This window comes from Streptomyces sp. NPDC005784 (assembly GCF_042871525.1).
Classification (GTDB): domain Bacteria; phylum Actinomycetota; class Actinomycetes; order Streptomycetales; family Streptomycetaceae; genus Streptomyces.
The window spans coordinates 97,755-124,396 of record NZ_JBIAIQ010000009.1 but is presented as its reverse complement, the minus strand read 5'-3'; the positions used below and the strand labels follow the sequence as shown (position 1 = coordinate 124,396).

Annotated in this window: 23 protein-coding genes, 1 tRNA gene and 1 pseudogene; 15 read left to right on the top strand and 10 right to left on the bottom strand. The window is 70.0% G+C overall.

The genetic code is table 11. From position 1 onward, the window contains the following. Nucleotides 1-83 precede the first annotated feature (83 nt). The 6 genes from ACFYR3_RS17535 (at nt 84) to ACFYR3_RS17510 (ending at nt 4,942) form a co-directional block, all read left to right on the top strand. Nucleotides 84-155 (top strand) — tRNA-Gln (locus ACFYR3_RS17535). Nucleotides 156-273: 118 nt separating this feature from the next. Then, nucleotides 274-1,722: a bifunctional UDP-N-acetylglucosamine diphosphorylase/glucosamine-1-phosphate N-acetyltransferase GlmU gene (gene glmU, locus ACFYR3_RS17530; protein WP_355845913.1), complete on the top strand. Its 1,449-nt coding sequence runs from the start codon at nt 274-276 to the stop codon at nt 1,720-1,722. A 131-nt stretch (nt 1,723-1,853) separates the two neighbouring features. Further along, the gene (locus ACFYR3_RS17525; protein ID WP_355845910.1) at nt 1,854-2,828 is read left to right on the top strand and encodes a ribose-phosphate diphosphokinase; all 975 of its coding nucleotides are present in this window, start codon (nt 1,854-1,856) and stop codon (nt 2,826-2,828) included. Between the two features lie 221 nt (nt 2,829-3,049). Beyond that, nucleotides 3,050-3,634: a 50S ribosomal protein L25/general stress protein Ctc gene (locus tag ACFYR3_RS17520; protein ID WP_355845907.1), complete on the top strand. Its 585-nt coding sequence runs from the start codon at nt 3,050-3,052 to the stop codon at nt 3,632-3,634. Nucleotides 3,635-3,707: 73 nt separating this feature from the next. Further along, nucleotides 3,708-4,319: an aminoacyl-tRNA hydrolase gene (gene pth / locus ACFYR3_RS17515; protein WP_355845905.1), complete on the top strand. Its 612-nt coding sequence runs from the start codon at nt 3,708-3,710 to the stop codon at nt 4,317-4,319. A gap of 125 nt (nt 4,320-4,444) precedes the next feature. Continuing rightward, nucleotides 4,445-4,942 (top strand): hypothetical protein, encoded by a 498-nt coding sequence (locus ACFYR3_RS17510; RefSeq protein WP_355845903.1) that lies wholly within the window; start codon nt 4,445-4,447, stop codon nt 4,940-4,942. 88 nt (nt 4,943-5,030) lie between these two features. Here ACFYR3_RS17510 and ppc read toward each other — a convergent pair whose 3' ends face one another. After that, nucleotides 5,031-7,763 carry a phosphoenolpyruvate carboxylase gene (ppc, locus tag ACFYR3_RS17505; RefSeq protein WP_355845900.1) on the bottom strand — a complete coding sequence of 911 codons (2,733 nt, stop codon included), beginning with the start codon at nt 7,761-7,763 and terminating at the stop codon, nt 5,031-5,033. Between the two features lie 350 nt (nt 7,764-8,113). Here ppc and ACFYR3_RS17500 point away from each other — a divergent pair, with 350 nt between their 5' ends. Next, nucleotides 8,114-9,127, top strand: a complete 1,014-nt coding sequence (locus ACFYR3_RS17500; RefSeq protein ID WP_355845897.1) for a fatty acid desaturase — start codon at nt 8,114-8,116, stop codon at nt 9,125-9,127. Further along, nucleotides 9,124-9,801, top strand: coding sequence for a TetR/AcrR family transcriptional regulator (locus ACFYR3_RS17495; RefSeq protein WP_355845895.1), 678 nt, complete (start codon nt 9,124-9,126; stop codon nt 9,799-9,801). Before ACFYR3_RS17500 ends, ACFYR3_RS17495 begins: the two co-directional genes overlap by 4 nt. Before the next feature lie 106 nt (nt 9,802-9,907). On the opposite strand, the gene ACFYR3_RS17490 is transcribed toward ACFYR3_RS17495, so the two are convergent. Continuing rightward, nucleotides 9,908-10,276, bottom strand: coding sequence for a VOC family protein (locus tag ACFYR3_RS17490; protein WP_355845892.1), 369 nt, complete (start codon nt 10,274-10,276; stop codon nt 9,908-9,910). Beyond that, on the bottom strand, nt 10,276-11,094 hold the full coding sequence (locus ACFYR3_RS17485; RefSeq protein ID WP_389283695.1) for a trans-aconitate 2-methyltransferase: 819 nt from the start codon (nt 11,092-11,094) through the stop codon (nt 10,276-10,278). The genes ACFYR3_RS17490 and ACFYR3_RS17485 overlap by 1 nt, the downstream gene beginning before the upstream one ends. Nucleotides 11,095-11,285: 191 nt before the next feature. On the opposite strand from ACFYR3_RS17485, the gene ACFYR3_RS17480 reads away from it, so the two are divergent. After that, nucleotides 11,286-11,783: a MarR family winged helix-turn-helix transcriptional regulator gene (locus ACFYR3_RS17480; protein ID WP_261703948.1), complete on the top strand. Its 498-nt coding sequence runs from the start codon at nt 11,286-11,288 to the stop codon at nt 11,781-11,783. Here ACFYR3_RS17480 and ACFYR3_RS17475 read toward each other — a convergent pair. Then, nucleotides 11,742-12,509, bottom strand: a complete 768-nt coding sequence (locus ACFYR3_RS17475; protein ID WP_355845887.1) for a response regulator transcription factor — start codon at nt 12,507-12,509, stop codon at nt 11,742-11,744. The genes ACFYR3_RS17480 and ACFYR3_RS17475 overlap by 42 nt on opposite strands. Nucleotides 12,510-12,764: 255 nt before the next feature. Here ACFYR3_RS17475 and ACFYR3_RS17470 point away from each other — a divergent pair, with 255 nt between their 5' ends. Beyond that, on the top strand, nt 12,765-13,256 hold the full coding sequence (locus ACFYR3_RS17470; RefSeq protein WP_389283693.1) for a GNAT family N-acetyltransferase: 492 nt from the start codon (nt 12,765-12,767) through the stop codon (nt 13,254-13,256). 73 nt (nt 13,257-13,329) lie between these two features. On the opposite strand, the gene galK is transcribed toward ACFYR3_RS17470, so the two are convergent. From galK to galT, 3 genes are read right to left on the bottom strand one after another with little or no spacing between them, the layout of a single operon-like run. Further along, entirely contained in the window at nt 13,330-14,472 is a 1,143-nt protein-coding gene (gene galK, locus ACFYR3_RS17465; RefSeq protein ID WP_355846104.1) for a galactokinase, read from the bottom strand. Nucleotides 14,473-14,483: 11 nt separating this feature from the next. Then, a complete protein-coding gene (galE, locus tag ACFYR3_RS17460; protein WP_389283691.1) occupies nt 14,484-15,449 on the bottom strand; it encodes a UDP-glucose 4-epimerase GalE in 966 nt (321 codons plus the stop codon). After that, entirely contained in the window at nt 15,446-16,534 is a 1,089-nt protein-coding gene (gene galT / locus ACFYR3_RS17455; protein ID WP_355845881.1) for a galactose-1-phosphate uridylyltransferase, read from the bottom strand. The genes galE and galT overlap by 4 nt, the downstream gene beginning before the upstream one ends. A gap of 179 nt (nt 16,535-16,713) precedes the next feature. Between galT and ACFYR3_RS17450 the strand changes: the two genes are divergently transcribed. The 5 genes and pseudogenes from ACFYR3_RS17450 (at nt 16,714) to ACFYR3_RS17430 (ending at nt 21,395) form a co-directional block, all read left to right on the top strand. Beyond that, the gene (locus tag ACFYR3_RS17450; protein ID WP_389283689.1) at nt 16,714-18,420 is read left to right on the top strand and encodes a sodium:solute symporter family protein; all 1,707 of its coding nucleotides are present in this window, start codon (nt 16,714-16,716) and stop codon (nt 18,418-18,420) included. Between the two features lie 40 nt (nt 18,421-18,460). After that, nucleotides 18,461-18,775: a hypothetical protein gene (locus ACFYR3_RS17445; protein WP_355845875.1), complete on the top strand. Its 315-nt coding sequence runs from the start codon at nt 18,461-18,463 to the stop codon at nt 18,773-18,775. Between the two features lie 156 nt (nt 18,776-18,931). Then, nucleotides 18,932-19,090: pseudogene (locus tag ACFYR3_RS17440) on the top strand (DUF397 domain-containing protein); the annotation flags it as partial. Nucleotides 19,091-19,184: 94 nt separating this feature from the next. Next, a complete protein-coding gene (locus tag ACFYR3_RS17435) occupies nt 19,185-20,462 on the top strand; it encodes a bifunctional GNAT family N-acetyltransferase/ATP-binding protein (RefSeq protein WP_355845872.1) in 1,278 nt (425 codons plus the stop codon). 39 nt (nt 20,463-20,501) lie between these two features. After that, nucleotides 20,502-21,395 carry an NAD(P)-dependent oxidoreductase gene (locus ACFYR3_RS17430; protein ID WP_389283687.1) on the top strand — a complete coding sequence of 298 codons (894 nt, stop codon included), beginning with the start codon at nt 20,502-20,504 and terminating at the stop codon, nt 21,393-21,395. A 31-nt stretch (nt 21,396-21,426) separates the two neighbouring features. Here ACFYR3_RS17430 and ACFYR3_RS17425 read toward each other — a convergent pair whose 3' ends face one another. From ACFYR3_RS17425 to ACFYR3_RS17415, 3 genes are all read right to left on the bottom strand, one after another. Then, a complete protein-coding gene (locus tag ACFYR3_RS17425) occupies nt 21,427-22,128 on the bottom strand; it encodes a LuxR C-terminal-related transcriptional regulator (RefSeq protein WP_389283685.1) in 702 nt (233 codons plus the stop codon). Between the two features lie 276 nt (nt 22,129-22,404). Beyond that, complete coding sequence (locus ACFYR3_RS17420; RefSeq protein ID WP_389283683.1) at nt 22,405-24,390, bottom strand: PQQ-binding-like beta-propeller repeat protein; 1,986 nt, start codon at nt 24,388-24,390, stop codon at nt 22,405-22,407. 79 nt (nt 24,391-24,469) lie between these two features. Then, nucleotides 24,470-26,398, bottom strand: a complete 1,929-nt coding sequence (locus ACFYR3_RS17415; protein WP_355845860.1) for a PQQ-binding-like beta-propeller repeat protein — start codon at nt 26,396-26,398, stop codon at nt 24,470-24,472. Between the last annotated feature and the right edge of the window lie 244 nt (nt 26,399-26,642).

The window sequence follows — 26,642 nt, the reverse complement described above, 5'->3', positions numbered from 1 at the left end:
GTCGCACGGAGGGCGCCCGGTACGGCATAGTGTTGGGTGCCGACTCGACGAGCCGACCAATTGTCTGGTTCGATCGGGTTTGATCCCCCGTGGTGTAATTGGCAGCACTGTGGCTTTTGGTGCCATCTGTCCGGGTTCGAGTCCTGGCGGGGGAGCCTCGGTCGATTCGGGTCCTGGCAGTGCCGTCAGGGCCCTCTCCCATATGTCTCCTGATTCGCCCCGGTATCCTGCGGATGTCCACCCCCCAGCCATCCGAAGCCGAAGGGCAAACCCGTGAGCGCCAATCGCCCGGCAGCCGTCGTCGTTCTCGCAGCGGGTGAGGGCACCCGTATGAAATCGGCCACACCCAAGGTCCTGCACGACATCTGTGGACGTTCCCTCGTCGGTCATGTGCTCGCCGCCGCGCGCGAGTTGGACCCCGAGAACCTGGTCGTGGTCGTGGGGCACGCCCGCGAGAAGGTCGTCGCGCACCTCACGGAGATCGACCCGGGCGTCCGGACCGCGGTGCAGGCCGAGCAGAACGGCACCGGGCACGCCGTACGGATGGGCCTCGAAGAGCTCGGCGAGGGCGTGGACGGCACCGTCGTCGTGGTCTGCGGCGACACCCCCCTGCTCAGTGGCGAGACCCTGCTCGCGCTCGCCTCGGCCCACAGCGCCGACGGCAACGCCGTCACCGTGCTGACCGCCGAGGTCCCCGACGCCACCGGCTACGGCCGCATCGTGCGGGACGGCGCCAGCGGCGCGGTCACCGCGATCGTCGAGCACAAGGACGCGAGCGACTCGCAGCGCGCGATCCGTGAGATCAACTCGGGTGTCTTCGCGTTCGACGGACAGCTCCTCGCCGACGCGCTCGGCAAGGTACGGACGGACAACAGCCAGGGCGAGGAGTACCTGACGGACGTCCTCGGGATCCTGCGCGAGGCCGGGCACCGCGTCGGTGCGGCCGTCGCCGCCGACCACCGCGAGATCGCCGGCATCAACAACCGCGTGCAGCTCGCCGAGGCCCGCCGCATCCTGAACGACCGGCTGCTCACCCGGGCCATGCTGGCCGGCGTCAGCGTCGTCGACCCCGCGACGACCTTCGTCGATGTGACGGTGACCTTCGAGCAGGACGCGATCGTGCACCCCGGGACGCAGCTCCAGGGCGCCACGCATCTCGCCGAGGGCGCCGAGGTCGGGCCCAACTGCCGCCTGAAGGACACCCGGGTGGGCGCCGGCGCGCGGATCGACAACACCGTGGCCGACACCGCCGAGGTGGGTCCGCGGGCGACCGTGGGACCGTACGCGTACCTCCGTCCGGGGACACGGCTCGGGCTCAAGGCCAAGGTCGGAACGTACGTCGAGACGAAGAACGCGACGATCGGCGAGGGCACGAAGATCCCGCACCTCTCGTACGTGGGAGACGCGACGATCGGCGACTACTCGAACATCGGTGCCGCCAGCGTCTTCGTGAACTACGACGGACAGGACAAGCACCACACGACGATCGGCTCGCACTGCCGTACGGGTTCGGACAACATGTTTGTGGCTCCTGTCACGGTCGGGGACGGCGCGTACACCGCGGCGGGCTCGGTCATCACCAAGGACGTGCCGCCCGGTTCACTGGCCGTGGCCCGTGGCCAGCAGCGGAATATCGAGGGCTGGGTGGCCCGCAAGCGTCCGGGAAGCGCGGCGGCGAAGGCCGCGGAGACCGCCTCCCGGGAGCCGGAAGGCGAAAGCTGACCGGAAAGCGGCACGTCCGGGACGGCGTACCGTGATAAGTGCACACCCGCACCCCAGCTGAGAAGACCTCTCGCAACCCAGCCGAGAAGACCTCTCACGCCCACTGAGAAGACCTCTGAGGAGACAGTGCTGTGACCGGGATCAAGACGACCGGCGAGAAGAAGATGATGTTCTTCTCCGGCCGCGCCCACCCCGAGCTTGCCCAGGAGGTCGCCCACAAGCTGGGTGTCGGGGTCGTCCCGACGAAGGCCTTCGACTTCGCGAACGGCGAGATCTACATCCGCTACCAGGAGTCCGCTCGGGGCGCCGACTGCTTCCTGATGCAGAGCCACACGGCTCCCATCAACAAGTGGATCATGGAGCAGCTGATCATGATCGACGCTCTGAAGCGGGCCTCCGCTCGGAGCATCACGGTGATCGTGCCCTTCTACGGTTACGCCCGCCAGGACAAGAAGCACCGCGGACGTGAACCGATCTCGGCGCGTCTGATCGCGGACCTGATGAGCACGGCCGGTGCGGACCGCATCCTCACGGTCGATCTGCACACGGACCAGATCCAGGGCTTCTTCGACGGCCCGGTGGACCACCTGTTCGCGCTGCCGATCCTCGCGGACTACGTGGGCGCCAAGGTCGACAAGTCCAAGCTCACCGTCGTCTCCCCGGACGCCGGCCGCGTGCGGGTCGCCGACCGCTGGTGCGACCGTCTCGACGCTCCGCTGGCCATCGTGCACAAGCGCCGCGACAAGGACGTCGCCAACCAGGTCACGGTCCACGAGGTGGTCGGTGACGTGGAGGGTCGCGTCTGCGTGCTCGTCGACGACATGATCGACACGGGTGGCACCATCTGCGCCGCGGCGGACGCGCTGTTCGCGCACGGCGCGGAGGACGTCATCGTGACGGCCACGCACGGCGTGCTCTCCGGTCCGGCGGCCGACCGTCTGAAGAACTCCAAGGTCAGCGAGTTCATCTTCACGGACACCCTGCCGACCCCGGGCGAGCTGGAGCTCGACAAGATCACGGTGCTGTCGATCGCGCCGACGATCGCGAACGCGGTGCGTGAGGTCTTCGAGGACGGCTCGGTGACGAGCCTGTTCGAGGAGCAGTAGGCCCTCGCCCCACCGGTCGCCTAGATCGATTTCATGTACGGCCTCCCCGCCCCGTAAGCTGTCACAGTTGCTCGGCGAGGGAGGCCGCACTTCTGTGCGGCAATCCGTTATCGACGCGCTCTTCGTAGCAGGCCGATGGTTCGGCCGGGTGACCTCCCCCGAGCTCTCCACTTCGGTCGAGCAGGGGGGACCCCCATCCCCAGGATCTACGAGGAGTGAACATGTCCGAGGTCAAGCTCGCCGCCGAGACCCGCACCGAGTTCGGCAAGGGCGCCGCCCGCCGCATCCGCCGCGAGGCCAAGGTCCCCGCAGTCGTCTACGGTCACGGCACCGAGCCGCTCCACATCACGCTGCCGGGCCACGAGCTGCAGCTCGCCCTGCGTACCCCGAACGTCCTGCTCACCCTGGACCTCGAGGGCAAGACCCAGCTGGCGATCCCGAAGGCCGTCCAGCGTGACGCCATCAAGGGCAGCCTCGACCACGTCGACCTGCTCCTCGTGAAGAGCGGCGAGAAGGTCACCGTCGAGGTCTTCGTGCAGACCGAGGGCGAGCTGGCCCCGGGCAGCTTCCTCGTCGAGAACGTGCTGAACACCCTGACGGTCGAGGCCGAGGCCACCCACATCCCGGAGTCGGTCACCGTCTCCATCGCGGGCCTGGAGGCCGGCGCCTCCATCCACGCCAAGGACATCGAGCTCCCCAAGGGCACCACGCTGGCGATCGACCCGGACGCGGTCGTCATCCAGGTCCTGTCGGCGCAGGCCGAGGAGCCGGCCGCCGAGGGCGAGACCGCGGCCGCCGAGGCCTGATCCCCCCGGGAATCTTCATCTGTGTCAGCCGCCGCTCCTGTCGGGAGCGGCGGCTGCCGCGTATCAAGGACACATGGGAGACACGGACGTGACGACCGACGCCAACGCGCCCTGGATGATCGTGGGCCTCGGCAACCCGGGCCCCGAGTACGCCATGAACCGGCACAACGTGGGCTTCATGGTGGCCGATCTGCTGGCGGAGCGGATCGGCGGGAAGTTCAAGCGGGCGGGCAAGGCGCAGGCCCAGGTGATCGAGGGGCGGATCGGGCCGCCCGGTCCGGCGAACCGCCGGGTGATCCTGGCCAAGCCGATGTCGTACATGAACCTGTCCGGTGGCCCGGTGACCGCGCTGCGGGACTTCTACAAGGTGCCGACCGCGAACATCGTGGCGGTCCATGACGAGCTCGACATCGACTACGGCGTGCTGCGGCTGAAGCTGGGCGGCGGCGACAACGGCCACAACGGGCTGAAGTCCATGACGAAGGCGATGGGCGCCGACTATCACCGGGTGCGGTTCGGCATCGGGCGCCCTCCGGGCCGTATGCAGGTCGCGGACTTCGTGCTGAAGGACTTCGCGTCGGCCGAGCGCAAGGAGCTGGGCTACTTCGTGGACCGCGCGGCGGACGCGGCGGAGTGCCTGGTGATCGAGGGCCTGGAGCGGGCCCAGGGCACGTACAACTCCTGAGGGACTGGCCGAGAGCCCGCGGGGCCGGGCGGGAAGACCGGAAGGGGGCGGCCGGGCGGTCGATGTACTCGTACAACTGCCGACTTGTCCCCCACCGGAGTTGACCGAGCGCGCGGCCATGGCCAATGATCCCCGCCATGCGTGCCGTCACCTCCAGTCAGAGCGCGTTCGCGGCGCTGCGGATCGGGCAGCTCGCGGCGATGGGCCTGGTCACCGGGCTCATCTTGATCGCGGGCATCTGGGCCTCCTGGGGCACCGCGCAGCACGTGATGCTGAGCAAGGGCCGGGAGCAGGGCACGATCGCCGTGCGGGCGTGCTCGGGCGAGGTGTGCACGGGCCCGTACACGCCGGTGTCGCCGGGTTCACGGGCGCGGGCCCGCGTCGTCATCGACCAGTCGGTGGCGGTGAAGAAGGGCCGGACGTACACGGTCACGGTGAAGCCCGGCAGCGACGAGGTCGTACGCAGTGGTCCGGCGGGCCTGCTCTACGCGTGGGTCCCCCTGGCGGGCGCCCTGCTGCTCGCCTCGGTGGTGGTCGCGGGCGGTCTGCGGCTGACCCGCGTGGCCTGGCTGATGGCGGGCACGGGGATCGCGCTGCTGACGGCCGCGTTCCTGGCCCTGTAGGTACAGCCCTGCGGGCACCCGCGCGGACACATGAAGGCGCCCTCCGCGCTCGTACGGGTACGAGCGCGGAGGGCGCCTTCATGTGTACTCAGCCGGTGTTGCGCAGTCCCGCCGCCACGCCGTTGACCGTCAGCAGCAGGGCCCGCGAGAGCAGCGGGTCGGCCGCCTGGCCGGCCGCGGCCTCGTCGCGCTGGCGCTTGAGGAGGGCGACCTGAAGGTAGGAGATCGGGTCCAGGTAGGCGTCACGGATGGCGAAGGTCTGCTGGAGCACCGGGTTGGTGTCGAGCAGGGTCTCCCCGCCGGTGATGCGCAGCACCTCGCGCACGGTCAGCTCGTGTTCGGCCTCGATGACGTCGAACACGTGCTTGAGCTCGTCGGGGACGAGGGTGTCGACGTAGTGGCGGGCGATCCGCAGGTCGGTCTTCGCGAGGGTCATCTCGACGTTCGAGAGGAAGTTCCGGAAGAAGTGCCACTGCTCGTGCATCTCGTCGAGCACGGTGTCCAGGCCCGCCTCGCGAAGCGCCTTGAGACCGGAGCCGACGCCGAACCAGCCAGGCACGATCTGCCGGGACTGGGTCCAGCCGAAGACCCACGGGATGGCGCGCAGTCCGTCGAGCGAGACGCCCGAGCCGGGGCGGCGGGAGGGCCGCGAGCCCAGGTGCAGGTCGGCGAGCTGGTCGACCGGCGTGGAGGCGAGGAAGTACGTCGGCAGGTCGGGGTCCTCGACGAGCCGCCGGTAGGCGGAGTGGGCGGCGTCGGAGACGACGTCCATCGCCGCGTCCCAGCGGGCCAGCGACTCGTCGGACTGGCGGGGCGAGGTGTGCAGGGCGGAGGCCTGGAGGGTGGCGGCGACCGTCAGTTCGAGGTTCTCGCGGGCCAGCGAGGGGACCAGGTACTTGTCGGAGATGACCTCGCCCTGCTCGGTCACCTTGATCTCGCCCTCCAGGGTGCCCCAGGGCTGCGCGAGGATCGCGTCGTGCGAGGGGCCGCCGCCGCGGCCGACGGTGCCGCCGCGGCCGTGGAAGAGGCGCAGACGTACGCCGTAGCGGTGGGCGACGTCGCGCAGTCGGCGCTGGGCGCGGTGGATCTCCCACTGCGAGGTGGTGATGCCGCCGAACTTGGAGGAGTCGGAGTAGCCGAGCATGACCTCCTGGACGTCCCCGCGCAGCGCCACCAGACGGCGGTACGAGGGGTCGGAGAGCATGTCCTCCAGGATCGTGTCCGCGGCCTTGAGCTCGTCGGTGGTCTCCAGGAGCGGCACGATGCCGATCTTCGCCCAGCCGGCGTGCAGGTCGAGCAGTCCGGCCTCGCGGGCGAGGACGGCGGCGGCGAAGACGTCGTCGGCGCCCTGGCACATCGAGATGATGTACGACTCGATGACCTCGGGCCCGAAGATCTTCAGGGCGCGCTTGACGGTCTCGAAGACGCCGAGCGTCTTGTGGCCGGCGGCGTCCAGCGGCGCGGGGGTCGGGGCGAGCGGGCGCCGGGACCGCAGCTCCTTGGCGAGGAGCTTCGCCCGGTACTCGCGCGGCATGTCCACGTAGCGCCAGGACTCCTCGCCAAGGCGGTCGAAGAGCTGGCCGAGGGCGTGATGGTGGGCGTCCGCGTGCTCGCGTACGTCCATGGTGGCGAGCTGGAGGCCGAAGGCGGCCAGCGTGCGGATGGTGCGGTTCATGCGGCCGTCGGCGATCAGGCCGCCGCGGTGCTCGCGCAGCGAGGTCTGGATGAGCTTGAGGTCGCGCAGCAGTTCGGCGGTGCCGAGGTAGTCGCGGCCGTCCTCGTGGGGCGTGCCCTTGGCCAGCCGGAGCTTGGTGTTCTCCAGCTTCTGCCGGACGCAGGTGGCCTTGAGCCGGTAGGGCTCCTCGGCGTTGAGGCGCTTGTAGCGGGGGCTGATCTCCGGCAGGCGCTCCAGGTCGGTCTGGAGGGATTCCAGCAGGTCCTCCGTCGCGCCCGTGTAGCGGATGGAGTTCGACAGGAAGCCCCGGAGCTCGTCGATGAGTTCCAGGGCGTCGTTGATGCCGTGCTCGTGCTGGAGGATCAGGACGTCCCAGGTGACGTCGGGGGTGACGTTCGGGTTGCCGTCGCGGTCGCCACCGATCCAGGTGCCGAAGGTGAGGGGCCGGGTCTCGTCCGGGAGGACGACGCCGACGCGCTCCAGTTCGGCCGTGAGGTCCTCCAGGACGTCGCCGACGGCACCGGCGTGCAGCTCGTCCAGGTAGTAGATGGCGTTGCGTGCCTCGTCGGCGGGCTCGGGACGGACGACCCGGAGCTCGTCCGTCTGCCACACCAGGTCGATGTTCTCGGCCAGGCGGGTGTCGTAGCGGCGGCGGTCGGCCTCGATGACCGGGGTCTCCAGGAGCGCGGCGATGCGCCGCAGCTTGTTGAGGACCGAGCGCCGGGCCGCCTCCGTGGGGTGGGCGGTGAACACCGGGCGCACGTTGAGGTTCTTGACCGTCTGGCGCAGGTGCTCGGGGTCGGCGTCCTTGAGCCGGTCGGCCGTACGGGCGAGGAGGCCGCCCTCGGCGGCGCGCTTGGCGCGCAGCTCGCGTCCGCGGTGCACCTGCTCGGTGACGTTGGCGAGGTGGAAGTAGGTCGAGAAGGCGCGGACCAGCTTGGCGGCGGTCTCCAGTTCGGTGCCGCGCAGCAGCTCGGCGGCGGCCTCGCCGTCCTCGCGGGTCAGGCGGCGGACCTTCTCGACCAGTTCCAGGAGCTCGGGGCCCTCCTGACGTACGAGGGTCTCACCGAGCAGATCGCCCAGGCGGCGGATGTCGGCGCGCAGTTCGCTGCTGGTCGTCGTGGTCTGGTCGTCGGCACTGCTCACAGGTGCGGCTCCTTGCAGTGTTGAAGCTCGTCTGAAGAGTGGGGAATCTCGTCTGAAGCTCGTCTGGGAGGGAACCCGGGTGACGACCGCGCGCGGCGGGTGCCGCTTAAGGAGGTGGCATCCGGGAAGAAATCAGAACGGACCGCGCTGTCCGACCGATACCAAGGATAGGTGTCCCCTCGGACGCGCAGGCTCACGGGCTCTTGCCGCCGGGCTACGCGCTGACATACTTACGACGCCGTAGGTTACGGACCCGTAGGTATTCCCGTCGGACGGCGGGAGGACGCTGGGTTCGCACCCGGACACCCTTCCCCGCCCTTCCTCACCCTCGAACCCCACAGGGGACGCCCATGACCACGAGTTCCGATGTGATCGACGACGCCCCGCAGGCGGACAACGACGACACCTCGCTCCCCGCCGCCACCCTCGGTGGCGAGAAGAAGGGGTCACTCGAACAGATCACTCTTCTTCTCTTCATCACCGTTCCGTTCCTCGCGCTGCTCGCGGCGGTGCCGCTGGTCTGGGGTTGGGGGGTGAGCTGGCTGGATCTCGGCCTGATGGTCTTCTTCTACTATCTGGGATGCCACGGCGTCACGATCGGCTACCACCGCTACTTCACCCATGGCTCCTTCAAGGCGAAGCGCCCCTTGCGGATCGCGATCGCCATCGCGGGATCGATGGCGGTCGAGGGCCCTCTCGTGCGCTGGGTCGCCGACCACCGCAAGCACCACAAGTTCTCCGACGCGGAAGGCGACCCGCACTCGCCGTGGCGTTACGGCGAGACGGTCCCGGCGCTGATGAAGGGCCTGTGGTGGGCACACATCGGGTGGATGTTCGACGAGGAGCGGACCTCTCAGGAGAAGTACGCGCCGGATCTGGTCAAGGACCCGGTGATCCGGGCGATCTCGCGTCAGTTCATCCTCTGGACCCTGCTCTCGATCGCCCTGCCGCCGCTGATCGGCGGCCTGGCGACGATGTCCTGGTGGGGCGCGTTCACCGGATTCTTCTGGGGCTCCCTCGTCCGGGTGGCGCTGCTGCACCACGTCACCTGGTCGATCAACTCGATCTGCCACGCGGTCGGCAAGCGCCCCTTCAAGTCGCGTGACCGCTCGGGCAACGTGTGGTGGCTGGCAGTGCTCTCGTGCGGCGAGTCCTGGCACAACCTCCACCACGCCGACCCGACGTCGGCCCGGCACGGTGTGGACCGGGGCCAGATCGACTCCTCGGCCCGGATCATCCGCTGGTGCGAGCAGCTCGGCTGGGCGTACGACGTGCGCTGGCCGTCACGCTCGCGTATCGATTCGCGCCGCAGCGACGACGGGAACAGCTCCCGACGCAAGACGGAAACCGCTGAAGCGGCATGATTGACGGCGTGGCGACCGACTCCAGCAGCACCCCGAGCAATGAAAAGCCGCGGCGTGCACGCCGCACCCGCATGACCGGCGCCGAGCGCCGTCAGCAGCTGCTGGAGATCGGCCGCACCCTGTTCGCGGCCAAGGGCTTCGAGGGCACGTCGGTGGAGGAGATCGCGGCGAAGGCCGGTGTCTCCAAGCCGGTGGTCTATGAGCACTTCGGCGGCAAGGAGGGGCTGTACGCGGTGGTGGTGGACCGCGAGATGCGCCGGCTCCTTGACATGGTGACCAGTTCGCTGACGGCGGGCCATCCGCGCGAGCTTTGCGAGCAGGCCGCGTTCGCCCTCCTGGATTACATCGAGGAGTACACGGACGGCTTCCGCATCCTGGTCCGCGACTCCCCCATCCCCCAGTCGACGGGGTCCTTCGCGTCGCTGATCTCGGACATCGCCACCCAGGTGGAGGACATCCTGGGCCGCGAGTTCAAGAGCCGCGGCTTCGACTCGAAGCTGGCGCCCCTGTACGCCCAGGCCCTGGTCGGCATGGTCGCGCTGACGGGCCAGTGGTGGCTGGACGTCCGCAAGCCGCGCAAGGCGGAGGTGGCCGCGCACCTGGTGAATCTGGCGTGGCACGGGCTGGACGGCCTGGAGCCGAAGCCGCGGTTGATAGGGCATCGCAAGGCCTAGAGCGCGAGGCCTGGATCCCAAGGCCTGGATCGCGCTCCCGGCTCGGCTCCGGGCCCGCGCGAGAGCGACGAAAAGCCCCCGGGAGCTGAGCCTCCCGGGGGCTTTGTCACGTGCGGACGAGCGGCTCCAGGAATTCGAGGCGGTTGCCGACGGGGTCCTCGGAGAAGAATCGCCGGTGGCCGGGCAGGTCCTCGTCCCAGGTCACGGGGGCGCCCGCGGCCGCGATCCGCTCGGCGTACGCGTCGATGCCCGTGACGCGCAGTCCGGGGTGGGCCTTCTTCGCCGGACGGAAGGAGGCCTCGATCCCGAGGTGCAGGTGGACGTCCCCCGCCCGGAACCAGCAGCCTCCGCGGGCGGCGAGGACGGGCGGCTTGGGGATCTCGGTCATGCCGAGCGCGTCGACGTAGTACGCGCGCAGGCGGTCCTCGGAGCCCGGCGGGGCGGCGAGCTGGACATGGTCGAGGGCGGCGAGCATCAGGCCTCCTTCCGGGCGACGGCGAACAGTCGGCGAAACGGCAGCACCGTGCCGTACGGCCGCGCCGGGTAGGCGTCGCGCAGCAGGTCCCGGTAGGCGGCGACGAAGGCGTCCAGGGCCTCGGGATCGTCCGCGAGGGCGGTGAGCACGGGCCGCAGCGCGGTCCCCTTCGCCCAGTCGAGCACCGGGTCCGGCCCGGTCAGCAGCTGCATGTACGTCGTCTCCCAGACGTCCGTCCGGCAGCCGAGGGACTCCAGGCGGTCCAGGTAGACGAGCGGGTCGTGGACCGAGTCCGTGCGGCGCGGGGTGTCGCCGAGCAGGCCCTTCCAGCGCGGGGAGGCGACGAGTTCGCGCAGCAGGACGTGCAGCGGGGCGTCGGTGTTGTTGGGCATCTGGAAGGCGAGGGTGCCACCGGGCGCGAGCGCGTCGAGCCAGCCGGGGAACGACTCCAGGTGTCCTGGCACCCACTGGAACGCGGCGTTCGAGGTGATCAGGTCGTACGTCTCGGTGGGCGCCCAGTCGGTGAGGTCCGCGTGGGCGAAGTCGAGCCGTCCGCCGCCGGCCGTGGGACCGGCGTGCTCCTCGGTCCTGGCGAGCATCTCGGCGGAGTTGTCGTAGCCGGTGATGCGGGCGGTGGGCCAGCGGTCGGCGAGCTGGACTGTGACGTTGCCGGGGCCGCAGCCGAGGTCGGCGATGCGGGCGGGCTCGCCGGGGAGTTCCGGGACCTGGGCGAGGAGGTCGGCGAAGGGGCGGGCTCGGTGCCGGGAGTGGCGCAGATACTGGCCCGGGTCCCAGCTGGGGGTGGTGGCGGCAGTCATGGGTGGCCTCCTCGAAAGTCGCCGGAGAGGTCGCGGACCGCGGAGTGGGACAGCGGTGGCCGGACCGTTCTGGGTCTCCAGCCTCACAGAAAAAATATCTCGACGTCAAGAAACTCTCCATCAAGAAACTCGATTTAAAGAGACTCCATCTCAAGAGACTTCATGTCGACACAACCACTACACTGATCGTCATGGAGGACGAGGTCGATCGGCTGGTCGCTGCGTGGCGCCGGGAGCGCCCGGACCTCGACGTGGAACCGCTCGAGGTGCTGAGCCGGGTGAGCAGGCTGGCCCGGCATCTGGACCGTGCGCGTCGGCTGGCGTTCGCCGAGCACAGCCTGGAGCCATGGGAGTTCGACGTCCTGACGGCCCTGCGGCGCGCGGGATCCCCCTACCAGCTCTCCCCCGGACAGCTGCTCACCCAGACGCTCGTCACCTCGGGCACGATGACGAACCGCATCGACCGTCTGACGAAGAAGGGTCTGGTGGAACGCCTCCCGGACCCGAGCGACCGCAGGGGCGTGCTCGTACGCCTCACGGACGAGGGCTGCGACCGCGCCGACCAGGCGCTGGCCGGTCTGCTCGACCAGGAGCGGGCGATCCTCGCCGAGCTGAGCCGGGCACAGCGCGGTGAACTGGCCGGGCTGCTACGCCAGTTGACCGCCCCGTTCGACAACATCCCCGGATAGGTCCACGGGTCCGACCCCGGCGCGCCTGGCCAGTGCCACGGCGGCGAGGGTGGAGTGCACACCGAGCTTCCCGAGAACGTTCTGCATATGCGTGCGGACGGTGTGGGGTGACAGGAACAGCCGCTCCGCCACCGCCTTGCGCCCCAGCCCGGCGACCATGCACCGCAGCACTTCGCGCTCCCGGGGCGTCAGCGACTCGACGAGCCGCTCGCTCTCGGTCCGGTGCTTGCGCGCCGCGGTGAGCTCCCGGAGCACCCCGGTGAGCAGCGCCGGCGGCAGATGGGTCTCGTCGCGCAGCACACCCCGTATGACGGTGAGCAGCCGCGACAGCGAACAGTCCTTGGCGACCCACCCGGAGGCCCCGGCCTGCAGGGCGAGCGCGGCCCGGCGCGGATCGTCCTTCTCGGCCAGCACGACGATCCGTACGCTCGGCTGCCCGGAGCGCACCCCGGCGACGAGCGAGATGCCGTCCACCAGACCGTCCTCGTTGCTCTCCTGGACGGGCACCGCCGGACGCATGCCGGGCAGATTGCCGCCCAGGTCCGCGTCGACGAGCAGCACGTCGAAGCGGCGGCCCTCGGCCGCCGCGCGCTCGAGGCAGCGCAGCGCGGCGGGACCGCTGCCCGCGGCGGACACGTCGACGTCGGGCTCGGCCGCGAGAGCGGCGGCGAGCGACTCGGCGAAGATGCGATGGTCGTCGACGACCAGTACTCGGATGCGAACCACAGAAACCCCCACTGTCGGGGGACGGTCCGTACGGGTACGGCGCCCGAAGCGATTCCGAGCCCGCTTGCGACCCGAAACCGAGGTGCCGCAGCCGCACGGCCGCCGCCGTGCTGGAAGTGCTACCCCCACTTCGGGCGTCGTACCCGACTGTCTCGCCCCCTGATCAGCACCGGCCCCCACCGGCACTGTTCATCAGGGTACGGCCGGGGGCGAGGAGCGGAAGGCAATTTGCAGAACTGGTTGGCCGGCCCGTTTATGGTGAGCCGTATGTTTCGTATCGAGACAGGAGACGACAAAGACCGTCGGGATCTGCTCCGCAGACAACTGCTGGACACGAACACGGCGGCGTCCCCGGTGCTGCGCGCGCTGCGCGGAACCCCGGGCGAACGTGAACTCCCGCTCCACATCTGGGTCCTTGACGAGGACGGCGCGCTGGCCGGCGGTCTGGTGGGCCACACCTGGACGACCTGGCTCCACATCACCTACCTGTGGGTCGACGCCCGCCACCGCGGCGCGGGCCTGGGCACCCGTCTCCTCACCGAGGCCGAACGCGCCGCCACCGAACGCGGCTGCACCGCCGCCCGCTTGGAGACCTGGGACTTCCAGGCCCCGGACTTCTACCGCAAGCACGGCTACGAGGTGGTGTGCGTGATCCCCGACTACCCGCCGGGAATCACGGAGTACACCATGACGAAACGGATTTCAGCCCCTCCGGCCGTTGAGAGTCGCAGCCCCTCCGGCGTTTGAGGAGCGGGGATTCGGGGGGCGGAGCCCCTGAGTACGGGACGGGAAGGGGCGGAGGGGGCGAAGAAACCGGGGGTCAGCCGATGCGCCGGGCCCCCGCCGAAGGAACGGCCGGGAACACCCGGGGGGCAGTGAAGCCCGCCGCGGCGAAGGCCTCCGAGACAGCCTTGGTGACGCTGTCCACGTCGGTGGACTCCACCAGCACGACGGCGGAGCCCCCGAAGCCCCCGCCCGTCATACGGGCCCCCAGCGCACCGGCGGCGTTCGCCGTGGAGACCGCGAGGTCCAGCTCGGCGCACGAGATCCGCAGATCGTCGCGCAGCGAGGCGTGACCGTCCGTCAGGATCGGCCCGATCGCCCGGACGTCGCCCGCGTCCAGCAGGCCGATGACCCGGTCCACCCGGTGGTCGTCGGAGACGACGTGGCGGACGTAGCGGCGGACGCGCTCGTCGGAGAGGCGGGCGAGAGCCCCGTCCAGGTCGTCGTACGCGACGTCGCGCAGATGGGACACGCCCAGCCGCCGCGCCCCCTCCTCGCAGCCCGCGCGCCGCTCGGCGTACGCCCCGTCCCCGAGCGCGTGCTTCACCCGGGTGTCGACGACGAGGAGTTCGAGGCCCTGGGAGGCGAGGTCGAAGGGGATCTGGCGGATCGACAGGTCACGGCAGTCGAGGTGCAGGGCGTGGCCCTCGGTGCAGCACGCCGACGCCGTCTGGTCCATGACCCCGCACGGCACGCCGACGAAGTCGTTCTCGGCGCGCTGCGCGAGGAGTGCCAGCTCGGGGCGGCCGAGCCCGAGTTCGTACAGGTCGTCGAGGGCGAGGGCCGTGACGACCTCCAGGGCCGCCGAGGAGGACAGCCCCGCGCCGGTGGGGACCGTGGAGGCCAGATGGATGTCAGCGCCGCCGACGGCGTGGCCCGCCTCGCGCAGCGCCCACACCACACCCGCCGGATACGCGGCCCAGCCGGTGTCCGACCGGGGCACCAGCTCGTCGACGCGCAGCTCGACGACCGGGCCGTCGATGTCCGCCGAGTGCAGCCGCAGCACCCCGTCGGACCGGCGGGACACCGCCGCGACCGCTGTGTGCGGCAGCGCGAGCGGCATCACGAACCCTTCGTTGAAGTCCGTGTACTCGCCGATCAGGTTGACCCGGCCCGGTGCCGCCCAGACGCCCTCGGGCGCGGCACCGTACAGCTCCTCGAAGCCCTCACGTACCCCCACCTGCTCCACTGCTACCCCTTCGCTACGTTCTGTGCGAACTCCCACGCGTCCGCGACGATGCCCGCGAGATCCGCGCGGGACGGGTTCCAGCCGAGCCGCTCCCGGGCGGTCTCCGCCGAGGCGACCAGGACCGCCGGGTCGCCGCCGCGGCGCGGTGCCACGACCTCGGGGATCGGGTGCCCGGTCACCTGGCGCACGGTCTCGATGACCTCGCGGACGGAGAAGCCGTTGCCGTTGCCGAGGTTGCAGATGAGGTGCTCACCGGGGGTGGCGGCCTCGACCGCGAGCAGGTGCGCCTCGGCAAGGTCCGCGACGTGGATGTAGTCGCGGACGCAGGTGCCGTCCGGCGTCGGGTAGTCGTCGCCGTAGACGGAGATCGCGTCGCGGCGGCCCTGCGCGACCTGAAGGACCAGCGGGATGAGGTGCGACTCGGGGTCGTGCCGCTCGCCGCTGTCGCCGTAGGCGCCCGCCACGTTGAAGTACCGCAGGGAGACGGCGCCGAGTCCGTGGGCGGCGGCCTCGCCGGTGATCATGTGGTCGACGGCGAGCTTGGAGGCGCCGTAGGGGTTGGTGGGCCGGGTCGGCGCGGACTCGACGATCGGGGTGGTCTTGGGCTCGCCGTAGGTCGCGGCCGTGGAGGAGAAGACCAGCTTGCGCACGCCCGCCTCGCGCATCGCGGCGAGCAGCGCCATGGTGCCGCCGACGTTGTTGTCCCAGTACTTCTCGGGCTTCACCACGGACTCGCCGACCTGCGAGAACGCGGCGAAGTGGAGGACGGCGTCGTAGGAGGGGTCCAGCCACTTGGCGGCGTCGCGGATGTCGCCCTCGATGAACGCGGCACCGGCGGGCACGCCCTCGCGGAATCCCGTCGAGAGGTTGTCGAGGACGGTGACCTCGTGGCCGGCCTCGATCAGGTGGCGCGCGACCACGCTGCCCACATAGCCGGCTCCACCCGTGACCAGATACTTCCCACTCATGAACTCGCTACCTCTCGCAGTCGCTGAGCCGCGGATTCCGGCGGCACGTCGTTGATGAACACGTTCATGCCGGACTCGGAACCCGCGAGGAACTTCAGCTTGCCGGAAGTGCGGCGAATGGTGAAAAGCTCGAGGTGGAGCGCGAAGTCGTCCCTGTTGACGCCTTCGAACTCCTCCAGCGGGCCGAAGGGAGCCTGGTGCCACGCCGCGATGTACGGCGTCGGCGGCTCGCCCGTCCCTTCCTTCCCACCGTCCGGTCCGTCGAAGATCCGGTCGAAGCGCCTCAAGAGTTCCAGATAGACCTGGGGGAACTCTGTGCGCGCGTCCTCGTCGAGGCCGAGCAGGTCCGGCACCCGGCGGCGCGGGTAGAGGTGGACCTCGTACGGCCAGTGGGCGGCGTACGGGACGAAGGCGACCCAGTGCTCGCTCGACAGGACGATCCGTGAGCCGTCCGCCAGCTCCCGTGCGAGGACCTCGTCGAACAGGTTCTCGCCGCCGGTCGCCTCCTTGTGCGCGGCGAGCGAGCGCAGCATCAGTGCGGTACGGGGGGTGGTGAAGGGGTAGCCGTAGATCTGCCCGTGCGGGTGACCGAGTGTCACACCGATCTCGGCGCCACGGTTCTCGAAGCAGAAGACCTGTTCGACGGAGGGCAGATGCGACAGTTCGGCGGTCCGGTCCGTCCACGCCTCCAGGACGAGACCGGCCTGCGCCTCCGTCAGATCCGCGAAGGACGCGTCGTGGTCGGAGGTGAAACAGACGACCTCGCAGCGGCCGGAGTCGCCGGCCAGCGAGGGGAAGCGATTCTCGAACACGACGACGTCGTACGAGGAGTCGGGGATCTCGCTCAGCCGGTCGCCGGAGGACGGGCACAGCGGGCACTCGTTCGCCGGGGGGTGGTAGATGCGCCCCTGGCGGTGCGAGGCGATCGCCACCGAATCGCCGAGCAGCGGGTCGCGGCGTACCTCCGAGGTGGTGACGGTCGGATCGAGCGGGCGCCGGTCCACCGCGTCGCGCACCTGGTCGTCGCCCGCGTCGTAATAGATGAGCTCACGACCGTCGGCGAGCCGGGTCGAGGTCTTCTTCACAGTCGGACTCCCCATCAACACCCGATCAAACCTTCAAACATAACCGAACACAACAAACCACAAGCCACCACCACAGTCAACGTCACAATCAAACAAGGGACACCGCTCGAAGGGGGCATTTCCTCCACGCGGAGACATAGGTTCCGGTCCGACAGGTTCACGCGACGAAGCGAGTTCTGATGCAGTCCCCCACATATCCGCCCCAACCGGGCACCCTGCTCGCCGCCGAGCTGCGACTCCCCACGAACGCACTCGACTACACAATCCTCGGCATCTACTTCGTGGTCGTCCTGGGCATCGGCTTCGCGGCCCGCCGCTCGGTGAGGACGAGCCTCGACTTCTTCCTGTCCGGGCGCTCACTGCCCGCCTGGATCACCGGTCTGGCCTTCATCTCGGCCAACCTGGGCGCCACCGAGATCCTCGGCATGGCCGCCAACAGCGCCCAGTACGGCGTCTACACCGTGCACTGGTACTGGATCGGCGCCATCCCGGCGATGGTCTTCCTGGGCCTGGTGATGATGCCGTTCTACTACGGCTCCAAGGTCCGCTCGGTGCCCGAGTTCCTGCTGCTGCGCTTCGACAAATGGGCGCACCTGCTGAGTTCGATCCTGTTCGCCTTCGCCGCCGTCCTCATCGCCGGCGTCAACCTCTACTCGCTCGCGATCGTCGTCGAGGCACTGCTCGGCTGGCCGCAGTGGGTGGCGATCGTGGTCGCCGGCTTCTTCGTCCTCGCGTACATCACCCTCGGCGGCCTCTCCTCCGCGATCTACAACGAGGTGCTCCAGTTCTTCGTGATCCTCGCGGCGCTGATCCCGATCGCCGTGCTCGGCCTGAACCGGGTGGGCGGCTGGAACGGTCTGACCGACTCCCTCGACAAGACCCACGGCGCCGACTTCACGACGGCCTGGGACGGTACGGGCATCGGCAGCGACAACCCGCTCGGCGCCAACTGGCTGACCATCGTGCTCGGTCTCGGCTTCGTGCTGTCCTTCGGCTACTGGACGACGAACTTCGCCGAGGTGCAGCGCGCGCTGTCGGCCAAGAACCTCTCCGCGGCCCAGCGCACCCCGCTCATCGCGGCCTACCCGAAGATCTTCATCGTCTTCCTGGTGATGATCCCGGGGCTGGTCGCGGCCGTCCTGGTCCCGAAGATCGGGACGAGCGGCTCGGATCTCCAGTACAACGACGCGATCCCGTATCTCATGCAGGAGTTGCTGCCGAACGGTGTCCTCGGCATCGCGGTGACCGGTCTGCTGGCCGCCTTCATGGCGGGCATGGCGGCCAACGTCTCGTCCTTCAACACGGTCTTCACGTCGGACATCTGGAGGAGGTACGTGGTGACGGACCGCGAGGACTCCTATTACGTCCGCTTCGGCCGTCTGATCACGGTCGTCGGCGTCCTGGCGTCGATCGGCACGGCCTTCCTGGCCTCGTCCTTCTCCAACATCATGAGCTACCTCCAGACGCTCTTCTCCTTCTTCAACGTGCCGATGTTCGCAGTCTTCATCGTCGGCATGTTCTGGAAGCGGGCGTCGGTGAAATCGGGCTTCTGGGGGCTGCTGGCCGGCACGACGGCCGCGATGGTGAACTACTTCGTCCTCTACAAGCAGGACATCGTCGGCTTCCCCTCCGACCAGGGCGCCAACTTCGTCTCCGCGATCGTCGCCTTCGTGGCCGGTGGCGTGGTGATGGTGGGGGTCTCGCTCTTCACCGCTCCGAAGCCCGCGGAGGAGCTGCGGGGCCTGGTCTACGGCACGGTGTCCCCCGGTATGGCCGAGCCGCCGGCCCCCGGCGACGACGCCTGGTACCGCAGGCCCGCCCTGCTGGGCTGGGGCGCGCTGATCCTGGCGGCCGCCTGCTACATCCCGTTCTCGATCTCGTTCTGACGAGTTGCGACCGGCTGCGACGAGGGAGAATCAAGAAACCATGTCCGACTATTCGGAAAGCGACGCGCAGCGCGAGGTCTCGGACCTTGAGAAGAAGTCCACGACCGCTGCTCGGCTGTTCGACATCCGCCGCATCATCGGCGGCCTGTTCGTGATCTACGGCGTCATCGTCACCATCGCCGGCATCACGGTCTCCGACGCCGACCTCGCCAAGGCGGGCGGCATCAACATCAACCTCTGGACCGGCCTCGGCATGCTCGCCCTCGGCCTGTTCTTCCTGACCTGGCTGTGGCTGCGGCCGTTGCCGGTGACGGAGCCACCGGCCGAGGAACACCCTCCGCCGACGGCGGAGTAACACCCATGCAGGGGGCCGGGGTTCGCTGTGGGGACTCCGGCCCTTGGCAGCCATCGGACTACTCGGGCCGCTCGGGGGTGAACAGGTGGGCCGGGTCGGTCACGTGGACGGCCCGCTCCGACCATGCTTTGAGCTGCTCCAGGCTTCTCCGGCGGCGGTGAAGGGAACGACTGCGTCGAGCTCGCCGCCACCCCTCGCGCCATCCACCTCCGCGAGAGCGACGCCCCCGCGACCCGTCTCTCGACCGCCCCCGGCCCCCTCGCCCAACTCCTCCACCGCATAAAGTCCGGCGGACTCGGCGCACCCGAGGTCTGAGCGACGGAGTCACGGCTGATCACGCCTCCGGTGGCAGCCGGGTCGCCACGCATCCGATCTGCGCGGAGAATGGGTACCCGGCGAGGTGGCGACGATGCCGACATGGCGATTGCGGGACTTCCGCGACGACGATCTCGACCGTGCCATCCAGATCTGGGACCAGGACCGGCAGCGGGACGATTCGCCTCCCGTGTTCCCCGTGTCCGAGGTCATGGCCGCGGCCCGGACCGGCGGGTCCGCGGTGGTCGCGGTCGTCGGCGACGACCTGGTGGGCATGGCCGTGGCGCAGGCCCAGGGCGACCGGGCCTGGATCACGCTGGTGGCGCTCGCGGGGAACTGGCGCAGCCGTGGGATCGGGAGCGCCCTGATCGCCGAGCTGGAGCGGCGGCTGCGCGCGCAGGGGATACGCCGGATCGGCGCGCTGCTCGCCCCGGAGGCCACCGGCACCGCGGCCCTGGAGAACTCCGGCTACCGGACCCGCGAGGGTCTGGTCTTCTACGAGAAGGTCGAGCATCTCGGCGCGGGCGACGCCGGTCTCCTCGCGGAACTCGGCGGGCGGGTCCAGCCACCGGGACTCTGGGGTTCCCTCGCCGGGATGGAGCGTGAGAAGGAAGCCATCGAGCGGCGGATCGTGCTGCCGCTGGCCGAGCCCGCGCTGGCCGACCGGTACGGGGTGAGGCCGCCCAAGGCGGTCATCCTCTTCGGCCCGCCGGGCACCGGCAAGACCAGCTTCGCCAGGGCCGTCGCCTCACGGCTGGAGTGGCCGTTCGTGGAACTCTTCCCCTCCAGGCTCGCCGCGGGGGACGGGAGTCTGGCCACCTCGCTGCGGGAGACGTTCACCGATCTGGCCGGGCTGGAGACCGTTCTCCTGTTCATCGACGAAGTCGAGGAGATCGCCGGCGTACGGTCCGGCACGGCCGTCGACCCGGGCCACGGAGTCACCAACGAACTGCTCAAGCTGATCCCCGGCTTCCGCGATCACGACGACCGTCTGCTGATCTGCGCCACCAACTCCGTGCGCTCCCTCGATCCGGCGTTCCTGCGCCCCGGCCGGTTCGACTACGTCATCCCGGTCGGTCCCCCCGATCCGGCCGCCAGGGAAGCGATCTGGCGGCGCTATCTCGGCCCCGCCGCCGACGGGGTCGAACTGCGTCGGCTGGTGGCGGCCAGCGAGATGTTCACCCCCGCCGACATCGAGTTCGCCGCGCTCAAGGGCTCCCAGGCCGCCTTCGAACGCGAAGTCACCGACCGCCGGGGCGCACCGGCCGACACCGAGGACTACCTCACCGCCATCGCCGACACCCGTCCCTCCCTCACCGCCCAGGCGCTCACCGAGTTCAGGGAGGACATCGAGCACCACGTCCGCATGTGATGCCTGGCTCTCCCCACCCGGAGGGGGGAAGCTGACTTCATGACCGACAAACCGACCGTCAGCGTCCTCGGCACCGGAATCATGGGGGCCGGTATGGCCCGCAACCTCGCCCGCGCCGGACACGACGTCCGCGTCTGGAATCGCAGCCGCGCCAAGGCCGAGCCGCTGGCCAACGACGGTGTGCGCATCGCGGACACCCCGGAAGAGGCCGTGCGGGGCGCCGATGTCGTCCTGACCATGCTGTACGACGGGCCGGCCGTCCTCGACGTCATGCGCCGGGCGGCACCCGGGCTGCACGCCGGGGCCGTCTGGGCGCAGTGCACGACCGCCGGGACCGAGACACTCGGCGAGCTCGCCGAGTTCGCCGGCGCGCACGGGCTCGTCTTCTTCGACGCGCCCGTCCTCGGAACGCGCGCACCCGCCGAGTCCGGACAGCTGACGGTGCTCGCCGCCGGCCCGAGCGCGGCCCGGGACACCGTGACGCCCGTCTTCGACGCCGTCGGCGCCCGTACCGTGTGGACCGGCGAGGACGGCTCGACGGGCAGCGCCACCCGGCTCAAGCTCGTCGCCAACAGCTGGGTCCTCGCCGCCACCGCCGCGACCGGCGAGGCACTCGCCCTGGCCAAGGGCCTCGGCGTGGACCCGCAGGACTTCTTCGACCTCATCGTCGGCGGCCCGCTCGACATGGGCTATCTGCACGCGAAGGCCGCCCTCATCCTGGAGGACCGGCTGTCCCCGGCGAGCTTCGCCGTCACCACCGCCGAGAAGGACGCCCGCCTGATCGTGCGGGCGGGGCAGCGGCACGGCGTGCGTCTGGACGTCGCCGAGGCCACCGCCGACCGCCTCGGCCGCGCGGGCGCCCTCGGCCACGGGGACGAGGACATGGCCGCCGCGTACTTCGCGAGCTTCGAGGAGGGCAAGCCCCCCTCGTAGCCCCTGTGGATCTCGTAGAGTCCCGTACGCCTCAGAGGGAGTTGTCCGTATCCCCGAGCGGTGTCGGGACCGGGCCCGCCCGGTCCAGCAGTCCCGTGCGGGCCGCGAGAGCCGCCGCTTCGAGGCGGGAGCCCACGCCCAGTTTCATCAGGACCCGCTGGACATGGGTGCGGGCCGTGGACGGGGCGATGCCCATGCCCGCCGCGACGAGCCGGGTGTCCTCCCCGTCGGCGACCCGCACCAGGACCTCCACCTCGCGGGGTGTGAGCATCTGGAGCAGTCGCTGGCCCTCGTCGTCGGGCTGGGCGGCGGGGTTGAGCAGTTCACTGAAGGCGCCCTGGAGCAGTTGCGGGGCCACCGCCGCCTCGCCCGCCCTCGCCTTCATGATCGCGCGCTCGACGCCCTCTATGCGTTCGTCATGGCGTACATATCCGGAGGCGCCGGCGGCGAACGCGGCGGCGATCCCGCGCGGGTTCGGTACCGGGCCGAGCACCAGGACCGCCACCTGGGGGCGCTCCCGCTTGATCCGCACCACCGGGTCGAAGATCCCCGGCTCGTCAGGTGTCGCCGTACCGATCAGGCACACCTCGGGTGCCCGTGTGATCACCAGCTCCGCCGCCCCCGCGGCGGGCGCGGCCGCGGCGAGCACCCGGTGCCCGCGCAGCTTCAATGCCGAGGCCAACGCCTCGGCGAGCAGTCGGTGGTCGTCGACCACCATGAGCCGCACTCCCATCAGGCAACCCCCCAGTCCCCCCAAGCATCCCCACTGGTTCCCCGTGGATTAGGAGCCCCCCGGCTCTCCATCCCCCGGAAGCTACACGCTTGTTCGACGTTGCGCTTCCCCTACTGGAGAGAAGTGCCCAGGAATATCGAAATCCCTCCCAATAGGGAGTGATGAGGGGTACGCGTGCGGCCCCGCCCCTGAGCAGGGACGGGGCCGCACGCGATGTTCCGGCCCGAACGAATTCAACCGGAGAACGATCACCGCGTTCTTACGAAGATGATCGCCCTACTTCGTTCCGAAGGCGATCGCCAGGTACGCCTTGTCGTCCGCGGAGGTCGGCTTGTCCGCGTAGACCTGGGACATGTACAGCCTGCCGTCGCGGTAGAGGATCTCGGCGTACTCCGGGAGCATGCTCGACTCCGCGTCACGCGTCGACTGCGTCGCCGGGTTCTCCATGAGCACGGTCTCCTTGAAGGAGGTCCCGTCGACCGTGACGATCTGCCCGCCCTTGTCGTACGGCGGCCGCTTGTACGCGAGGAGGTTGGTGCCGTCCATGCGCAGCGGGGTGATGGTGTAGCCGTCGCCCGCGTCCGCGCGCTGGCCGGTCTGCTTCCCGGTGGCCAGGTCGAAGGCGACGATCTCGTTGGTCCGGCTGTAGTCGCCGGTGCCGTCGTGCTCCTCCGTCGGGATGTACAGCTTGTCGTTGCCGACGGCGAGCGACGAGCAGTACTCGATCCTGGTGATGCCGTCGCAGTGGGCCGCGTACGTCTTGCCGGGCGCCGAGATCTTCGACCGCAGCTTGCCGGTCTTGTTGTCGATGGAGAAGAAGTCCGAGATGCCGCTGCCGTCACCGGCGGAGTCGCCGACGTCGGCGGCCACCACCAGCGGGTCGGTGGAGACGACGCTGGCGTACTCGATGCCGGGCGACATCTTGTACTCGGAGATCACCTTCCCGGACGTCGGGTCGATGGTCTGGATGTGCAGCTGGCGCGTGCTGCCGTACTCGCCGCACTTGCGGACCGCGACGAGCTTGTCGCCGCCGCCGTAGCCGGAGTCGTAGCAGTTGTCGCCCGACTTCGGCGCCCACAGCGGCTTGCCGGTGGAGATGTCGAACGCGCCGCCACCGCTGGTGCTGCCCGCGGCGACGGTGTTCCCGCTGACCGTCACGTTGTCGAGGTTGATCGGTTCGTCGGCGGACTTGATCGTCCGGGTCCACAGCTTCTTGCCGGCGTCGAGGTCGATCGCGGCGAGCTGGCTGCACCCGTGCGAGGGGTTCGCCTTGGTGGGCATGGCCGGCTCGTAGATGATCGCCGTGCGGTCGGCGTCCGTGCTGTGCCGGCTGGCCTGGCACACCGGGCCGGGGAGCTTGATCGTCCAGGTCTTGGCGCCCGAATCCGGGTCGTAGCCGTTGATCTCGGCGTTGCCGGTCTTGGCGTACACCTTGTCGGTGAGCCATGAGCCGACCGTGGTCACGCTCGTGATGTCCTTGGCCACGGCCGGCGCGGGGATCTGGAACAGCAGCGTGGAGCCGGTGTCGGCCGGCACCTTCTCCTTGCCGTTGGAACCGGTGGTGCCACCGCCCTTGCTGGCACCGCCCTTGCCGCCGGTGCCGCCGCTCGACCCCGCGGAGTTGTTCTTGTCGTCCTTGCCCTTGGAGTGCTGGGAGTACAGGACGCCGACGCCGACGATCAGCGCCACGGCCACCACGGCCGCCACGATGATGAGCACCTGACTGTTGAGCTTCCGCCCGCCGCCGCCTCCTTGCGGAGCCTGCGGCTGCATCGGCATGGTCTGCGGCTGCGGGTAGCCGTAGGGGCTCGGCTGGCCCGGGGCACCGTACGGGGGCTGGGGCTGGCCCGGATAGCCGTAGCCCGGCTGGGCCGGGGGCTGGGGCTGGCCCGGATAGCCGTAGCCCGGCTGGGCCGGGGGCTGGGGCTGGCCCGGATAGCCGTAGCCCGGCTGGGCCGGGGGTGGCGTCTGCGGGTAGCCGTACGGCTGCTGCGGCGGGGCCGCGGGCGGAGCCGTCTGCGGGGACGACGGCGGGGGCGTCTGCGGATAGCCGTAGCCGGGGCCCGGGGCGGGCGACGGAGGCGTAGGCGCGCCGAAACCGCCCGCGTTGGGGTCTCCCCTGCTCGAACTCTGTTGAGAGCTCGGGGAAGGCTCCTGCGGGGCGCCGAAGCCCGCCGGGGGCGGGTCCTGCGGAGGCGGGTCCTGCGGTGCGCCGAAGCCCGGCGGGGGCTCGTTCGGCGGTGGCGGGGGCGGCTGGCTCATGACGTGAGTACCTCTGAAGACGAAGGGAAGGCGGGCCTGTGCGCGTGCGGAGCACTACGGAACTGGGGTTGGGCGTCGGTCACTTGCCGTAGGCCAGCATCAGCTTCTCCTTCGCCTGGTCATTGCCCGTCAGCCGGGTGGTGGAGATGTAGAAGCGTCCGTCCACGTAGTCGACGGCCTTCGAGTAGAAGCCGGTCTCGATGTTCGCGGTGCCCTGCGGGTTCTGGAGCAGCTTGGTGAGGGGGTGACTGCCGCCGGTCGTCGGAACCGACACGATGCGGCCGCCGCCGTCGTACGACGCCTCGACGTAGGCGATGAGATGGGTGCCGTCCGTCCTCATCGGCATCATCGCCGCGTCCGCCGGGGACTTGACGCGCCACTTCTCCTTGCCGGTCGCCAGGCTGAACGCGACGACCTCATTGGGGCCGCTCTTCGCCTGGGTCGGCAGATAGAGCGTGTCGGCGTCGGCGACGGCGCCGAAACAGCCGGTCAGGTCGCGGTTGAGGATCGCGAAGCCGCACTCGGGCGCGAAGCCGTTGTCGCTCTTGAGCTGCGAGCGCAGGTCGCCGTTGTCCTTCAGCACGGTGATGTTCACCGTCTTCTTCGCGTCGTTGGTCATGTAGAGCACGACAGGGTCCACGGAATAGGCGCGCTCGACCCGCCAGCCCTTGGGGATCTTCGTCGTCCACCTGGCTTTGCCGGTGGCCGGGTCCAGTTCCTGCACCTCGTCGTGCTCGGTGTCGCTGCCGACCCCGCAGGACGAGACGGCGAGCAGCTTGGAGCCGCCCGCGAATCCCGCCGGGTAGCAGCCGGCGCCGTACTTCTCCTTGTCCCACAGCTTCTTGCCGCTGGAGACGTCGTACGCCGTTCCCGACATCGAGCGGCCGACCGTCAACGTGTGGCCGGTGATGGACATTTCGACCGAGAGCGTGCTGTCGAAGAGGGTGCCGTCCGCGACCTTCCCGCTCCAGCCCTTCGCGCCGGTGTTCAGGTCGATCTGCTGGAGCTGGTTGCACTTGGCGCTGCCGGCGGTGCCGCTCATGTAGGCGATGACGACCTTGTCGTCGGCCGTCTTCTGCGGGGTGACCGCGCAGATCTTCTGCGGGAACGTCAGCGCGGGCCAAGCGGGCTTGCCGTCCCCGACGTTGAAGGCGAAGAGCTGCTTGTACGCGGCCTTCACCGCCGCCTTGCCGGTGATCCACATCCCGGGGGCGTCGGCGCCCGAACCGGGCGCGTCGGGTGCCGACTTGTACCAGAGCACCTTCGCCTCGCCCGCCTTGCGGTCCGCGTTCAGGTTCTCCTCGTCCTGGCCGCCGTCACCGCTGCCGTCACCGGGGTTGACCGGATCGTCCGACGCGGACGCGGTCGGAGTGTGGCTCGGGCTCTGCTGTGCGACGGGCTTCTTCCCGTCGTCGCCACCGCCGGTGACGGCCCATACGGTGCCACCGACGACGAGCAGCCCGGCCACCGCGGCGGCGACGACGAGCGCGGGCCTGCCCTTGAACGGGTTCTTCGAGCCCCCGCCCGGACCGCCGGGCGGCGGGGTGCCGGGCGCGCCCGGGTACGGCGCCTGGGGCGGATACCCGTACCCCGGCTGCGGCTGCTGCCCGTATCCGTAAGGTCCGGACTGGCCGTACGGGCCCGGCTGCTGGGGCTGGCCGTACGGACCCGGCTGGGCGTAGGGGCCGGGCTGCTGGGGGTATCCGTAGCCGGGCTGCGGGGCCCCGGCGGGCGGCGCGTACTGAGGCGCGGGCGCCTGGGGCGGCTGCGCGGGAGGTGGGGGCGCACCCTGGGGTGCGGGGGGCGTGTTGGGGGGCGCGCCCTGCGAACGCGGGTCCTGCGGATTGCCCGACGGCGCACTGTGCGGCGGGCCCTGCGGTTCGCCCTGGGGCGCACCGAAACCGCCCTGCGACCGGGGGTCCGGCTGCGCGTCGGCAGCACTCGTCGGCGGCTTGTCCTGCGGTGCTCCGAAACCGCCCTGCGGCGGCTGACTCGGCGGCTGACTCATCAGCGCTTCCCCCTCTTCACTGATGTGGCGCTCCACCGGCGGCGCTGGATTCGCGCCTCGTCCGGTGGTTCTCAGACTGTTCTCAGACCGCTCTTTCTATCACTTTGGGGGGCGCGGGCAGGGGGCCGGTGCGCGCCCTGTTCCCAAGGGAGGACCGGGCTGTGATGTCGTCGTTACGCGCCTTCACGTGCCCGCACGCCGGGCGCGCAACGCGAGTTCAGCGCCGTGAGGGGTGGTGTGGCGA

Excerpts from the sequence above, each read along its gene's own strand:
- ACFYR3_RS17445 (WP_355845875.1), top strand. The coding sequence starts at position 18,461 with ATGTCCGACTATTCGGAAAGCGACGCGCAGCGCGAGGTCTCGGACCTT.
- ACFYR3_RS17450 (WP_389283689.1), top strand. The coding sequence starts at position 16,714 with ATGCAGTCCCCCACATATCCGCCCCAACCGGGCACCCTGCTCGCCGCC.
- ACFYR3_RS17520 (WP_355845907.1), top strand. The coding sequence starts at position 3,050 with ATGTCCGAGGTCAAGCTCGCCGCCGAGACCCGCACCGAGTTCGGCAAG.
- ACFYR3_RS17470 (WP_389283693.1), top strand. The coding sequence starts at position 12,765 with ATGGTGAGCCGTATGTTTCGTATCGAGACAGGAGACGACAAAGACCGT.
- ACFYR3_RS17495 (WP_355845895.1), top strand. The coding sequence starts at position 9,124 with ATGATTGACGGCGTGGCGACCGACTCCAGCAGCACCCCGAGCAATGAA.
- galE (WP_389283691.1), bottom strand. The coding sequence starts at position 15,449 with ATGAGTGGGAAGTATCTGGTCACGGGTGGAGCCGGCTATGTGGGCAGC.
- ACFYR3_RS17500 (WP_355845897.1), top strand. The coding sequence starts at position 8,114 with ATGACCACGAGTTCCGATGTGATCGACGACGCCCCGCAGGCGGACAAC.
- ACFYR3_RS17510 (WP_355845903.1), top strand. The coding sequence starts at position 4,445 with ATGATCCCCGCCATGCGTGCCGTCACCTCCAGTCAGAGCGCGTTCGCG.
- ACFYR3_RS17490 (WP_355845892.1), bottom strand. The coding sequence starts at position 10,276 with ATGCTCGCCGCCCTCGACCATGTCCAGCTCGCCGCCCCGCCGGGCTCC.
- ACFYR3_RS17430 (WP_389283687.1), top strand. The coding sequence starts at position 20,502 with ATGACCGACAAACCGACCGTCAGCGTCCTCGGCACCGGAATCATGGGG.
- ACFYR3_RS17480 (WP_261703948.1), top strand. The coding sequence starts at position 11,286 with ATGGAGGACGAGGTCGATCGGCTGGTCGCTGCGTGGCGCCGGGAGCGC.
- pth (WP_355845905.1), top strand. The coding sequence starts at position 3,708 with ATGGGAGACACGGACGTGACGACCGACGCCAACGCGCCCTGGATGATC.
- ACFYR3_RS17435 (WP_355845872.1), top strand. The coding sequence starts at position 19,185 with ATGCCGACATGGCGATTGCGGGACTTCCGCGACGACGATCTCGACCGT.
- ACFYR3_RS17425 (WP_389283685.1), bottom strand. The coding sequence starts at position 22,128 with ATGGGAGTGCGGCTCATGGTGGTCGACGACCACCGACTGCTCGCCGAG.
- ACFYR3_RS17485 (WP_389283695.1), bottom strand. The coding sequence starts at position 11,094 with ATGACTGCCGCCACCACCCCCAGCTGGGACCCGGGCCAGTATCTGCGC.
- ACFYR3_RS17415 (WP_355845860.1), bottom strand. The coding sequence starts at position 26,398 with ATGAGTCAGCCGCCGAGTCAGCCGCCGCAGGGCGGTTTCGGAGCACCG.
- ACFYR3_RS17420 (WP_389283683.1), bottom strand. The coding sequence starts at position 24,390 with ATGAGCCAGCCGCCCCCGCCACCGCCGAACGAGCCCCCGCCGGGCTTC.